The organism is Tepidibacter thalassicus DSM 15285, assembly GCF_900129915.1.
Classification (GTDB): domain Bacteria; phylum Bacillota; class Clostridia; order Peptostreptococcales; family Peptostreptococcaceae; genus Tepidibacter; species Tepidibacter thalassicus.
The window spans coordinates 1-570 of record NZ_FQXH01000003.1 but is presented as its reverse complement, the minus strand read 5'-3'; the positions used below and the strand labels follow the sequence as shown (position 1 = coordinate 570).

Annotated in this window: 1 rRNA gene; it reads right to left on the bottom strand. The window is 52.3% G+C overall.

The annotated features are described in order from the left end of the window. Positions 1–32: 32 nt before the first annotated feature. Positions 33–570, bottom strand: a 23S ribosomal RNA gene (locus tag BUA19_RS00015); the annotation flags it as partial.

Below are 570 nucleotides of genomic sequence, written 5' to 3'. Positions count from 1 at the left end.
TTTTTTCATACTTTCAAAACTGCACAGATTTATTGGTCAAGTCCTCGACCTATTAGTATCCATCAGCTGAACTCATTACTGAGCTTACACCTTGGACCTATCTACCAGGTAGTCTTCCTGGGGTCTTACCCTTACGGTGGGAAATCTTATCTTGAGGGTGGCTTCGCGCTTAGATGCTTTCAGCGCTTATCCATTCCATACATAGCTACCCAGCTGTGCCACTGGCGTGACAACTGGTGCACCAGCGGTATGTCCATCCCGGTCCTCTCGTACTAAGGACAGCTCCTCTCAAATTTCCTACGCCTGCGACGGATAGGGACCGAACTGTCTCACGACGTTCTGAACCCAGCTCGCGTACCACTTTAATGGGCGAACAGCCCAACCCTTGGGACCTACTTCAGCCCCAGGATGTGATGAGCCGACATCGAGGTGCCAAACCTCCCCGTCGATGTGGACTCTTGGGGGAGATAAGCCTGTTATCCCCAGGGTAGCTTTTATCCGTTGAGCGATGGCCCTTCCACTCGGAACCACCGGATCACTAAGCCCGACTTTCGTCCTTGCTCGACCTGT